Annotated in this window: 12 protein-coding genes; 8 read left to right on the top strand and 4 right to left on the bottom strand. The window is 55.1% G+C overall.

Annotation, left to right across the window (positions count from 1 at the left end):
• Position 1 precedes the first annotated feature (1 nt).
• On the bottom strand, positions 2 to 256 hold the full coding sequence (gene grxC / locus OK409_RS14705; protein ID WP_010258231.1) for a glutaredoxin 3: 255 nt from the start codon (positions 254 to 256) through the stop codon (positions 2 to 4).
• Between the two features lie 19 nt (positions 257 to 275).
• The gene (locus OK409_RS14700; RefSeq protein WP_010258234.1) at positions 276 to 707 is read right to left on the bottom strand and encodes a rhodanese-like domain-containing protein; all 432 of its coding nucleotides are present in this window, start codon (positions 705 to 707) and stop codon (positions 276 to 278) included.
• 252 nt (positions 708 to 959) lie between these two features.
• On the opposite strand from OK409_RS14700, the gene envC reads away from it, so the two are divergent.
• The 4 genes from envC (at position 960) to OK409_RS14680 (ending at position 5405) form a co-directional block, all read left to right on the top strand.
• The gene (gene envC, locus OK409_RS14695; RefSeq protein ID WP_264367182.1) at positions 960 to 2261 is read left to right on the top strand and encodes a murein hydrolase activator EnvC; all 1302 of its coding nucleotides are present in this window, start codon (positions 960 to 962) and stop codon (positions 2259 to 2261) included.
• Between the two features lie 3 nt (positions 2262 to 2264).
• Positions 2265 to 3167: a divergent polysaccharide deacetylase family protein gene (locus OK409_RS14690; protein WP_045139508.1), complete on the top strand. Its 903-nt coding sequence runs from the start codon at positions 2265 to 2267 to the stop codon at positions 3165 to 3167.
• Positions 3168 to 3271: 104 nt separating this feature from the next.
• Positions 3272 to 4501, top strand: a complete 1230-nt coding sequence (locus tag OK409_RS14685; protein WP_010258244.1) for a glycosyltransferase — start codon at positions 3272 to 3274, stop codon at positions 4499 to 4501.
• The gene (locus OK409_RS14680; protein ID WP_033759220.1) at positions 4494 to 5405 is read left to right on the top strand and encodes a hypothetical protein; all 912 of its coding nucleotides are present in this window, start codon (positions 4494 to 4496) and stop codon (positions 5403 to 5405) included. The genes OK409_RS14685 and OK409_RS14680 overlap by 8 nt, the downstream gene beginning before the upstream one ends.
• 28 nt (positions 5406 to 5433) lie before the next feature.
• On the opposite strand, the gene tdh is transcribed toward OK409_RS14680, so the two are convergent.
• Together tdh and OK409_RS14670 are read right to left on the bottom strand one after the other, a co-directional pair.
• Positions 5434 to 6462, bottom strand: coding sequence for an L-threonine 3-dehydrogenase (gene tdh, locus OK409_RS14675; RefSeq protein WP_264367181.1), 1029 nt, complete (start codon positions 6460 to 6462; stop codon positions 5434 to 5436).
• Positions 6463 to 6472: 10 nt separating this feature from the next.
• A complete protein-coding gene (locus OK409_RS14670; protein ID WP_061704418.1) occupies positions 6473 to 7669 on the bottom strand; it encodes a glycine C-acetyltransferase in 1197 nt (398 codons plus the stop codon).
• 230 nt (positions 7670 to 7899) lie between these two features.
• Between OK409_RS14670 and rfaD the strand changes: the two genes are divergently transcribed.
• Genes rfaD through OK409_RS14650 form a run of 4 tightly spaced genes read left to right on the top strand, consistent with a single transcriptional unit; the run spans position 7900 to position 11943 of the window.
• Positions 7900 to 8832 carry an ADP-glyceromanno-heptose 6-epimerase gene (rfaD, locus tag OK409_RS14665; RefSeq protein ID WP_010258257.1) on the top strand — a complete coding sequence of 311 codons (933 nt, stop codon included), beginning with the start codon at positions 7900 to 7902 and terminating at the stop codon, positions 8830 to 8832.
• A 17-nt stretch (positions 8833 to 8849) separates the two neighbouring features.
• Positions 8850 to 9905, top strand: coding sequence for an ADP-heptose--LPS heptosyltransferase RfaF (gene rfaF / locus OK409_RS14660; protein WP_010258260.1), 1056 nt, complete (start codon positions 8850 to 8852; stop codon positions 9903 to 9905).
• Positions 9893 to 10870 carry a lipopolysaccharide heptosyltransferase RfaC gene (gene rfaC, locus OK409_RS14655; protein WP_010258262.1) on the top strand — a complete coding sequence of 326 codons (978 nt, stop codon included), beginning with the start codon at positions 9893 to 9895 and terminating at the stop codon, positions 10868 to 10870. Before rfaF ends, rfaC begins: the two co-directional genes overlap by 13 nt.
• Entirely contained in the window at positions 10867 to 11943 is a 1077-nt protein-coding gene (locus OK409_RS14650) for a glycosyltransferase family 9 protein (protein ID WP_050680319.1), read from the top strand. The genes rfaC and OK409_RS14650 overlap by 4 nt, the downstream gene beginning before the upstream one ends.
• Positions 11944 to 11950 lie beyond the last annotated feature (7 nt).

The raw sequence follows: 11950 nt of genomic DNA, 5'->3' as shown, positions 1-11950 counted from the left end.
ATTACGCCTGCAGTAAGGGATCTAAACCTTCGCGATTATCGAGTGCGAATAAGTCGTCGCAGCCACCAATGTGCTGCGCATCAATAAAAATCTGAGGCACGGTGGTGCGGCCGCTACGCTTGATCATCTCTTCGCGTTTCGCCATGTCTCCATCAATGGGGATCTCCTGAAACGATACGCCTTTTTGCGTTAACAGCGCCTTCGCCCGATGGCAGTAAGGACAGGTCGCCTTGGTATACACTTCAACATTTGCCATGATCAGCACCTCTGTAAGATTATTTGCCGCGAACTAACGGCAGATTTTCGCCGCTCCAGCCACTGATACCATCTTTCAGCACTGAAACCCGCTCAAAGCCGGCCGCGCTGAGATGCGCAGCAGAATCACCCGCGCTTTGTCCGGTTGCACACACCACAATTATGGGCTGCGCTTTATGCTTTGCCAGTTCGTCGATGTTGCCTTTTTTAATCTCAGCGGCTGCGACATTCAGCGCACCTGAAATATGGCCTCTGCGGAAATCGTCGCGCGAACGCACGTCTACAACTACCGCGTCCTCTTTATTAATCAGGCGGGTTGCTTCACCGCGGCTGATCGTTTTTACCTTAGAGAACATTCCTTTAACGGTAGTCACAATCACCAGAACGAGTAAAACGACCCATGCCAGACTCAGGATGGGGTGATTGCTTGCAAACTGCATAATTTCTTGCATGAGGGGTAACGACTCCAGACCGGGCTAATAAGCTAAAACAAGGGTTCTGAGTATACCTGCGCCACTTCGCATGTACAGATGCTATGCGGCCAGAGTATCGATTTGTGCTTCATTTTCCAAAAAAAGTGGCTGAATAGCAAAAATGGCGTAAGGCTTAATCCATGTCATTGTGAAAGTGGACATAACTGGAAAAGCAAATGCCAGTGGGGAGCACTGGTAAGCGGCGGTTCATCGTGGAATAATCATTGGCCTATGAAGGGAAAAACAACCGTTTCGCACACAAGGACCCGTCCCAACGGCGATAACCTGCCGTTGTTCACACACTTGTCCAGCCTCTCCCTTAGCCTGCTTTGTGCGGGGGCACTGTTATTGCCTGCCGCCGCCGTTAGTGCAGAAGACAGCAAATCTCAGCTGCAATCTATTCAGCAAAACATCGCTGAAAAAGAGAAAAGCGTTAAAGCGCAAAAGTTGCAGCGCAGCAAATTACTGGATCAGTTGCAGAGCCAGGAAAAAATCATCGCTCAGGCGAGCCGTCAGTTGCGTGACACCCGCAATAGCCTCAACGCCCTGAATGACGAAATCAAACAGCTTGCCACCTCCATCGCCCGCCTTGAAAAACAGCAAACCCAACAGGAAAACCTGCTTTCAGAGCAGCTTGATGCGGCGTTTCGTCAGGGTAAGCACAACGGTGTACAGCTGTTGATGGGCGGTGAAGAGAGTCAGCGCAGCGAGCGTATTCTGGCCTATTTCGGCTATCTGAATGCGGCGCGCCAGAAAAGTATCGAATCGCTGCAACAGACGCGTCAGGATTTGGCTCAGCAACGCGCCACGCTGGAGCAGAAGCAACAGCAGCAGAAAGGCTTATTAGCGCAGCAGCAGGGCCAGCAGCAGAAGCTGCAACAGGCGAGCGAAGCGCGGAAAAAAACCCTGACGACACTGGAAAGCGCGCTGGAAAAAGATCAGGCCGATCTGGTCGAGATGCGTCAGAACGAAAGCCGTCTGCAGAATAAGATCGCCCGTGCGGAACGCGAGGCGCGCGAGCGCGCCGCCCGTGAAGCGCGTGAGGCGGAAAAAGTGCGTCAGCGTCAGGCGCAGGCGAAAGCCAAAGGCTCCAGCTATCAGCCGACTCAGAGCGAACGCGAACTGGTGGCGCGCACCGGTGGACTCGGTCGCGCCGGCGGGCAGGCCTTGTGGCCGGTACGCGGACGCATTGAACATCGCTTTGGTGAACAGCTGCAGGGTGAACTGCGCTGGAAAGGACTGGTGATTGATGCGCGCGAAGGTACCGAGGTGAAAGCTATCGCCGATGGCCGCGTGCTGATGGCCGACTGGTTACAGGGCTACGGCCTGGTGGTCGTGCTGGAACATGGTAAAGGCGATATGAGCCTGTATGGCTACAACCAAAGTGCGCTGGTGAGCGTGGGTACGCAGGTGAAGGCAGGACAGCCTATCGCACTGGTGGGCACCAGTGGTGGCCGCGGTACCCCGTCGCTCTATTTTGAAATCCGACGTCAGGGACAGGCCGTCAATCCACTCCCGTGGTTAGGAAAATAGGTTTTGCTGCAACTTCGAAAAATCCCCGTTCTGTTGAGCGCCCTGCTGTTCAGCTACGCTGCGCAGGCGGGCAAACTGGCCATTGTCATCGATGACGTAGGCTATCGCCCTGCCGAAGAGAACAAGGTCCTGCAGATGCCGCAGGCCATTTCAGTGGCGGTTTTGCCCAACGCGCCACATGCCCGTGAAATGGCCACCAAAGCGCACCAGAGTGGTCACGAAGTGTTGATCCATCTGCCCATGGCACCGCTGAGCAAGCAGCCGCTGGAAAAAGATACCTTAACGCCGGAGATGAGCAGCGAAGAAGTTACCCGCATCATGCGCAATGCGGTTAACAACGTGCCTTATGCCGTAGGTCTGAACAACCATATGGGCAGCAGGATGACCTCCAGCCTGCCCGGCATGCAGAAAGTGATGCAGGCGCTGAACCACTACAATCTCTACTTTCTGGATAGCATGACCATCGCTAACAGTCAGGCTGTTCCTGCCGCACAGGGCACCCAGGTCAGGGTATTAAAACGCCGGGTATTTCTGGATGACAGCCAGGATATTAATGCCATCCGCCAGCAGTTCAGTCGGGCGGTGAAACTGGCGCAGCGCGACGGTTACGCCATTGCCATTGGTCATCCCCACCCTAACACCGTGCGGGTGCTGCAGCAGATGTTACCCACATTGCCAGCCGACGTTACGCTGGTTCGTCCCAGTCAGCTGCTGAACGAATCACTGCACAGCGGCTCACGGCCGCCTGTGGCGCCGGCAAAACCGGTGACACCGCGCTTCCAGCCTGCAGACCTGTGTAAACCGAAACAGCCGCTGGCGCCGGTTCCTGCCACCCGAGCCTTAGCGGTAATAGCGGAAAGCGTGAATAACAGCCCGCTGTTTAACACGCTAAAAAATCTGTTCTGAATTTGCTATGAATGCTAAGTGTTCAGCTTAGCGTTCATTTATACGCAGAAATTACTATAATCCTGGGTCGGGCGATAACGTGCTGTGCGGGAACAGTGATAGGGATGACGATTATTAAACAAAAAATCCTGCTGCTGGATAACGGCAGAGAGTGGGGCGGCGGCACCAACAGTATGCTGGAGCTGTTGAAGCGTATCGATCGTCAAAAGTTTGATATCACCTGCTGCTTCTATCACAACTACAGCCGTGGCAACGACGAAACCATTGAGGCCACGCTGAATGCGCTGGCTATCCCGGTCTTTTTTATTCCGCAAATCAGGCAGCCACGCTGGGCAAAGTTTGTTAAAGAAGTCGCGCGGGCACTGCTGTTTTTTAATAAAAAGCTCAAGAAGCGCGCCATCGATCAGATTGATACTCACTGGCGCATCATGCCCAATGCCAGCAAAATCAATTCACTGCTGCAGCTGGGGAAGTTTGACACGCTCTATATGAATAACCAGCCCAGCACCAATGTGGAAGGTTATCTGGCGGCGCGCAGCCTGGATGTTGCGGTAGTGCAACACTGCCGTATCGATCCGGTACTGGAACCGCGGCTGGTCAGCATGGTCAATCAGGATTGCCAGGCGATCATTGCCGTGTCACAGGGCGTGAATAACACCCTGCGCAGCCACGGTGTTGATGCGGAACGCTGTTTTACCGTCAATAACGCTATCGACATCCACCAGCCTCTGCCCGACCGCCTTGAAGTACGCCAGCGCTTTAAACTCTCCCCTTCGACCTTTGTGTTTGGCACGATCGGCTCGCTGATATTGCGTAAATCTAATCACCATATTCTGCAGGCACTGGGCCGTTTTAAACGCGCTAATCCCGATGCCGACTGGAAGATGGTGGTGGTCGGAGCGGGTCCGGAACTTCAGCATCTGCTGCAACTCGCTACCGCAGAGAACATCCAGCAGCATGTGGTCTTTACGGGCTTTCAGAACAACGCGCTGGATTACCTCACTGCCTTTGATGCGTTTATTCTTGCCTCACGCAGTGAGGGCTTACCAAGGGTGGTGCTGGAGGCGATGCTGGTGAATACCGCCGTAGTGGGATCCCGCGTGGTCGGCACTGCCGAATTGATCAGTCATGACGAAACCGGGCTGCTATTTGATTATGGCAACGTGGTGCAACTGACCCAGCATCTGACCGCACTGTGGCAGGATGCGGATTTACGTCAACGCCTGATCAATGCGGCAGCGAAACGCGTACGTGAACAGTACGCTATTGAAACTTATATCAGCGGCGTCGAGAATATTTTGCAAAGCGTCGTGAAAAAGAAACCTCATGCTTAATTTTTTAAATCCCCGTTATCGCCATATCAGAGCGAGCCATAACCTGCCTTATTCGCAGAAAGAGGTTCAGGGCACTGTACCGGTAACCTCGGTCGTGATTCCCTGCACCGGCGCGGACTATATTGAAGAAGCCCTGCTCAGTGCCGATTTTGCGGCGCGCTTTGCGACAGAGGCTGAAGAGATCGTAATTGTCAGCGATCAGCCGGCTCACGCCTTTGGCAGCCTGCCAGTAAAAACCCGCGTGGCGACGCTGGATGTCCCGCATCGGGAAGAGAGCTATCGCTACAAGCAGATCTATCGCAGTCGTTTGATTAAATTGCAGGCGCCCTTACAGGCAAAAGGCGACGGCATTCTGATGATCGATTCCGACCTCAATCTGCTTAAGATGCCGGAGATCATGATGAAGCCCGGCCATCTCTATTCCAGTTTTCGTCAGGGGAAAATGATTGCCAAGCTGGCTGATGCGCCGGAAGAGGCGATTCCCGCCTACTACCCGCACAGTATCCGGCCCTGGCTGGTGGATCACGTGAATGGGGCTTACCTGGCTGCCACCCGTGAAGTCTGGCAGCGTATTTCACCGCTGTGGCTGACGCTGTTTAATGATACCTGGAATTTAATGAACGACAGCCAGCCGCCTACTGACCAGCTGCCGCTCGCGGTATTGCTGGACATGCTGGATATTAAAACCGTCAATCTGGGCGAATGGGCTAACTGGCCGGTATCAAAGAAAATTGGCGGTCAGTCGGCGGTGATCCCGCCTGAAGTGGTAGGCGCACATGGCGGCTTTCCGCTGTCGGAATGGCAAAAATACCTCGCCGATCCGCAACAGCCGCTGAACTTCAAAGGCCAGGACTACACGCGCAAAGTGCGCTACCTGACCGATGAAGAGAAAAAACAGAGCTAATCATACGGCCGCCCTGGCGGCCGCAGTTTTAATCCCAGCTCAGTATCACCTTTCCCGAGCGTCCAGAGCGCATCTCATCAAAGCCCTGCTGGAAATCGTCGATTCCATAGCGATGGGTAATAACCGGCGTTAAATCAAGCCCGGACTGGATCAGCGCCGCCATTTTATACCAGGTTTCAAACATCTCCCGGCCATAAATGCCCTTGATAAAAAGCCCTTTGAAGATCACCTGGTTCCAGTCGATCGCCATTTCACCCGGCGGGATGCCCAGCAGTGCAATCCGCCCCCCGTGGTTCATTACCTTCAGCAATGAACGGAAGGCAGGCGGTGCACCAGACATCTCCAGTCCGACATCGAATCCCTCCGTCATGCCCAGCGAGTGCATCACGTCTCGCAGATCCTCATTCGCCACATTGACCGCGCGCGTGACGCCCATTTTGCGCGCCAGTGACAGACGATACTCATTGATGTCCGTGATCACCACGTTACGTGCGCCGACATGGCGACAGACCGCGGCGGCCATGATGCCGATAGGACCCGCGCCGGAGATCAGCACATCCTCACCCACCAGATCGAACGATAGCGCGGTATGCACGGCGTTGCCGAATGGATCAAAGATTGCCGCCAGCTCATCGGAAATGTTGTCGGGAATTTTGAACGCATTGAAGGCCGGGATAACCAGATACTCTGCAAAACAGCCCTGGCGGTTAACGCCTACACCCATTGTGTTACGGCATAAATGCGTTCGCCCGGCACGGCAATTGCGGCAATGTCCGCAGGTAATGTGCCCCTCGCCCGAGACCCGATCGCCAATCGTAAAGCCTTTCACTTCCTGTCCTATCGCAACCACTTCCCCCACATATTCATGACCGACAATCATCGGTACCGGAATGGTTTTGCGCGACCAGTCATCCCAGTTGTAGATATGGACATCGGTACCGCAGATAGCGGTTTTGCGAATCTTAATCAGCAAATCGTTGTGGCCCGGCTCCGGAACCGGCGCATCGGTCACCATCCAGATGCCCGTTTCCTTCTTGAGTTTGGCGAGTGCTTTCATGACGGACTCCTCAGGCGATAACGCCCAGTTGTTTGCCGATACGGGTAAAGGCCGCCACCGCACGTTCCAGCTGTTGCTGGGTATGCGCCGCAGAGATTTGGGTGCGAATGCGTGCCTGACCTTTTGGCACCACCGGATAGAAGAAGCCGGTAACGTAGATGCCTTCCTGTTGCAGCAGGCGGGCGAACTCCTGGGCGACGCTGGCTTCACCCAGCATCACCGGGATAATGGCGTGATCGGCTCCCGCCAGCGTAAAGCCCGCCGCCGTCATCTGCTCCCGGAAGTAACGGGCGTTGTCCCACAGACGCTGACGCAGCCCGTCGCCTTCACTGAGCAGATCCAGCACCCGCAGCGAGGCGGCAACAATGGCCGGGGCCAGCGAGTTAGAGAACAGATAGGGACGGGAACGCTGGCGCAGCCACTCCACCACTTCTGCTTTTGCGGCGGTGTAGCCACCGGAGGCGCCACCCAGCGCTTTACCCAGCGTGCCGGTAATGATGTCGACCCGGCCCATGACGTCGCAATATTCATGGGTTCCGCGTCCGGCGTTCCCGACAAAGCCCACCGCATGGGAATCATCCACCATCACCAGCGCAGAGAACTCGTCGGCCAGATCGCAGATAGCGGGCAGATTCGCAATTACCCCATCCATTGAGAAGACCCCATCGGTGGCGATCAGAATATGACGCGCGCCTTTAGCGCGCGCTTCCTGCAAGCAGGCGCGCAGCTGCGCCATATCGTTATTGGCATAGCGGTAACGCTGCGCTTTGCACAGCCGGACGCCATCGATAATGGAAGCGTGGTTCAGCGCATCAGAGATGACGGCATCCTGCGCATCAAGCAGGGTTTCAAACAGGCCGCCATTGGCATCGAAACAGGAGGAGTAAAGAATGGCATCCTCCATGCCGAGAAAGTCTGCCAGCCGCTTTTCCAGCTGCTTATGACTATCCTGCGTGCCGCAAATAAAGCGCACCGACGCCATACCAAAACCATGCGAATCCATCCCCTCTTTCGCCGCCTGAATCAGCGCCGGATGGTTCGCTAAACCTAAGTAGTTATTAGCACAGAAGTTAATCACCGCCGGGTTATCGCCAACCGCGATCTCCGTCTGCTGGGCAGAGGTGATGATCCGCTCCTGTTTAAACAGTCCTTCCTGACGTGCATCATCAAGTTGCTGACGAAGTTGTTGATAAAATTGCGCAGGCATCATTGCTCTCCTCAGATGGCAAAAATCTGGCATATCTTACTGAACAGGCCGCTTCTTCACGATAAATCGCCCAACAGAATGTCATTTTTGCAGCATAGTTCACGCCGCAAGGATGTACGCACAAAGCGTTACAGAGTCATCTGGCTGTCTGCACCCTGATGAAATGTTATGATGTGAGGTATTCGTGTGTGAAACCTCCTGTTTCACCCCACAACGTTGAAGGTAACAACATGATTATCGTAACTGGCGGCGCAGGAATGATTGGCAGCAACATCGTCAAAGCGCTGAACGATCGCGGTCACACCGACATTCTGGTGGTGGATAATCTGAAGGATGGCACCAAGTTTGCCAATTTAGTCGACCTGGATATCGTCGATTACATGGACAAAGAAGAGTTCCTGATGAGCGTGATGGCGGGCGATGATTTAGGCCCGATCGAAGCGGTGTTCCATCAGGGCGCCTGCTCCTCCACCACCGAGTGGGATGGCAAGTACATGATGGAGAACAACTATCAGTACTCCAAAGAGCTGCTGCACTTCTGTCTTGAGCGCGAGATCCCGTTCCTCTACGCCTCTTCCGCAGCGACCTACGGCGGACGCAACGAGAATTTCATTGAAGAGCGTCAGTATGAGCAGCCGCTTAATGTTTATGGCTACTCTAAGATGCTGTTCGACCATTACGTCCGTCAGATGCTGCCGGAAGCGAACTCGCCGGTATGCGGCTTCCGCTATTTCAACGTCTATGGACCGCGTGAAGGCCACAAGGGCAGCATGGCAAGCGTGGCATTCCATCTGAACACGCAGATCAGCAACGATGAAAATCCAAAACTGTTTGAAGGCAGCGACGGCTTTAAACGTGATTTCATCCACGTTGATGATGTTGCGGAAGTGAACCTGTGGTGCTGGGAAAATGGCGTCTCCGGGATTTACAACTGTGGCACAGGCCGCGCCGAGTCCTTCCAGGAAGTGGCTGACGCAGTACTGAAGTTCCACCAGAAAGGTCAGATCGAGTACATCCCGTTCCCGGAAAAACTCAAAGGACGGTACCAGGCCTATACTCAGGCCGATCTCACTAAGCTGCGTGCGGCCGGCTACGACAAGCCATTTAAAACGGTGGCGCAGGGCGTCGCTGACTATATGGTCTGGCTGAACCGTAACGCATAAAGGAAGCTGCTCCGGCGATGAAAATTCTGGTAATCGGCCCGTCGTGGGTCGGCGATATGATGATGTCGCAAAGTCTCTATCGCACCCTCAAGGCCGAACATCCCGATGCGGTGATTGACGTGATGGCACCTGCATGGTGCCGTCCGTTGTTGTCACGCATGCCGGAGGTGAATCAGGCGCTGGCGATGCCACTTGGGCATGGCGCGCTGGAAATCGGTGAGCGTCGCCGGTTGGGCAAAGTGCTGCGCGCCAGTCACTACGACCGTGCTTATGTGCTGCCTAACTCCTTCAAGTCGGCGCTGGTCCCCTTCTTTGCCGGAATAAAACGCCGCGTCGGCTGGCGCGGTGAAATGCGCTATGGCCTGCTGAATGATTTGCGCGTGCTGGATAAAGCCGCGTTTCCGCTGATGGTTGAGCGCTACGTTGCGCTGGGCTACGACACACCTGTTGCGTCGGCGGCGCAGCTGCCACAGCCGCTGTTGTGGCCAAAACTGCAGGTTGAAGAGCAGGAAAAAATTGAAACGGCCGCACAGTTTCAGCTCGCCGCGACCCGTCCGGTCATCGGTTTTTGTCCGGGCGCTGAATTTGGTCCGGCCAAACGCTGGCCGCACTATCACTACGCCACGCTGGCCCGCCAGTTGATTGCTGAAGGCTTTCAGATCGTGCTGTTTGGCTCCGCCAAAGATCGCCCGACCGGCGAAGAGATTATCGCGGCGCTGCCCGAAGAGGCTCGCGGCCACTGCCGTAATCTGGCGGGTGAAACCCAGCTGGAACAGGCGGTGATTCTGCTGGCACAATGCCGTGCCGTGGTCAGCAACGACTCCGGCCTGATGCATATCGCCGCGGCGCTGGATCGTCCACTGGTGGCGCTCTATGGACCAAGCAGTCCTGACTTTACGCCGCCGCTGGCAAAGCAGGCGCGAATTATTCGCCTGATTACCGGCTATCACAAAGTGCGCAAAGGCGATGCCGAACAGGGCTATCACCAGAGCCTGATCGATATTCAGCCTGAACGTGTACATCAGACGCTGAGCGAACTGCTCGCGCCACAGGAGGTGCCATGCACGTCCTGATTGTTAAAACCTCATCAATGGGCGATGTGCTGCATTCGCTCCCGGCACTGACCGATGCAATGCATGCCATTCCCGGCATCCGTTTCGACTGGGTAGTGGAAGAGAATTTCGCACAGATCCCTGGCTGGCATCCCGCAGTAGATAAGGTGTTACCGGTTGCGATTCGCCGCTGGCGCAAACACTGGTTTGGCAGTCAGCAGCGTGAAGAGCGCGTGCTGTTTAAGCGCGCGTTACAGTCACGTGAGTACGATATCGTGATTGATGCACAGGGCCTGATCAAAAGTGCCGCGCTGGTCACCCGCTTATCGAAAGGGGTGAAACATGGGCAGGACAGCCGCAGCGCGCGTGAGCCGTTCGCCAGCTGGTGGTATGACATCCGCCATGAGGTCAGTAAGCGACAGCACGCGGTTGAGCGGACGCGCGAACTGTTCGCCAAAAGCCTGGGCTATGAAAAACCGCAAAGTCAGGGTGACTACGCGATTGCCGGACACTTTCTGCATCATCTGCCCGCTGACGCACATCATTACCTGGTCTTTCTGCATGCCACAACGCGTGACAACAAGCATTGGCCGGAATCACACTGGCGACAGCTGATTGAGCAGATGCAGCCCAGCGGGTTGCGGGTGAAATTGCCCTGGGGTGCTGAACATGAGCATCAGCGTGCGCAGCGCCTTGCAGAAGGATTTGAGCATGTCGATGTACTGCCTAAGCTGACGCTGGAAGCGATAGCACAACAGCTGGCGGGCGCACGCGCGGTGGTCTCAGTGGATACCGGATTGAGCCATCTGACGGCGGCACTGGATCGCCCCAACCTCACGCTTTATGGTCCGACCGATCCTGGACTGATTGGCGGTTACGGGCAGAACCAACAGGCATTGAGCGCCCCGAATCATAATCTGGCGGAGCTGACTGCTGACACGGTGGCAGAGAAACTGCGGGCCGTTATTACGGAAAACATGCCATGAACTATGTGCTGATCTACCTGCTGTTGCTGCCTTTCCGGGCCATAATGCGGCTGTTTTACCGGCCAACCGGACGCAGCCTGATCATCCAGACGGCGAAGATTGGTGATTTTATTAATATCACCCCGATGCTGCGCGCACTGGGTCAGTCTGAGTTGCTGATCAGCAAAGCGGTGGAGCCGCTGGCGCGTCACGATGACACGGTCAGCCGCTATTTCCTGATTGAAGAGGCGAAGCGCAGCTTTTTTGCCAAACTGAAGCTCGCGTTCACTCTGATGAACCGCTATGACAACGTCTATCTGGTGCAGCCAAACAGCGTGAACCTGTTTTTCGCCGCGCTCTGCAACGCATCGAACAAGCAGTTTCTGCGCACCTATGTGCGTAAGTCCTACCATAAGACCTTCTATCGCAGCGCCAGCGGTATTGTCGACCACACCAAAACGGATTTAACGCTCGACAGCTACCTGAAGCTGATTAATCGTGACTACCGCTACACAGATTTCCCTAAGCATGCGACCTCACCGCTCTGGCAGCCGCCTGCGCCGCCCGCCGCGCTGCTTAATCCGCGCAGCGGTATTAAAATTGGCATCAGTATTTCTGCTGGTAACCGGGCTAAAACCATTCCTGCCAGCATCTGGCAGCAGCTGATGGCGTCGCTGGCTGACCTGCCCTGCACCTTTTATGTGTTTGGCCCACCGGCTGAGCAGCCGTGGCTGGATGAGTTACTGAGCCTGACCGGCCCGAAAGACAATATCGTCAGTCTGATTGGTGAGCTAAAACTGGAAGAGGTTCCGTGGGCCATTGCACAGATGGATTTCTACATCTCCTCTGACTCTGGCAATGCTTATATTGCGGATGCGCAGCAGATACCGGTGATCATGCTTTATGGCCCGTGTGAAGTCCGGGAACAGCGTCCGGTCAATAACGTTTTGTTTATCGGACCGGATAATATTGCTGCGTCGACGTTCGTTTTTGCCACCCGTTTTCAGTTTGATCAGCCTGCTGAAAAATTATTCGGGCTGGATCACGATAAACTGACTAGAATACAAACGTTTATTACTCATAATCTGGAATAGTGAAGCG

Source organism: Pantoea sp. RG18 (assembly GCF_025910075.1).
GTDB lineage: Bacteria > Pseudomonadota > Gammaproteobacteria > Enterobacterales > Enterobacteriaceae > Pantoea > Pantoea agglomerans.
This window is presented reverse-complemented; position numbering and strand designations above follow the sequence as displayed.

Coding starts and splice junctions, on each gene's coding strand:
- grxC (WP_010258231.1), bottom strand. CDS start 256: ATGGCAAATGTTGAAGTGTATACCAAGGCGACCTGTCCTTACTGCCAT.
- OK409_RS14700 (WP_010258234.1), bottom strand. CDS start 707: ATGCAAGAAATTATGCAGTTTGCAAGCAATCACCCCATCCTGAGTCTG.
- envC (WP_264367182.1), top strand. CDS start 960: ATGAAGGGAAAAACAACCGTTTCGCACACAAGGACCCGTCCCAACGGC.
- OK409_RS14685 (WP_010258244.1), top strand. CDS start 3,272: ATGACGATTATTAAACAAAAAATCCTGCTGCTGGATAACGGCAGAGAG.
- OK409_RS14680 (WP_033759220.1), top strand. CDS start 4,494: ATGCTTAATTTTTTAAATCCCCGTTATCGCCATATCAGAGCGAGCCAT.
- tdh (WP_264367181.1), bottom strand. CDS start 6,462: ATGAAAGCACTCGCCAAACTCAAGAAGGAAACGGGCATCTGGATGGTG.
- OK409_RS14670 (WP_061704418.1), bottom strand. CDS start 7,669: ATGCCTGCGCAATTTTATCAACAACTTCGTCAGCAACTTGATGATGCA.
- rfaD (WP_010258257.1), top strand. CDS start 7,900: ATGATTATCGTAACTGGCGGCGCAGGAATGATTGGCAGCAACATCGTC.
- rfaF (WP_010258260.1), top strand. CDS start 8,850: ATGAAAATTCTGGTAATCGGCCCGTCGTGGGTCGGCGATATGATGATG.
- rfaC (WP_010258262.1), top strand. CDS start 9,893: ATGCACGTCCTGATTGTTAAAACCTCATCAATGGGCGATGTGCTGCAT.
- OK409_RS14650 (WP_050680319.1), top strand. CDS start 10,867: ATGAACTATGTGCTGATCTACCTGCTGTTGCTGCCTTTCCGGGCCATA.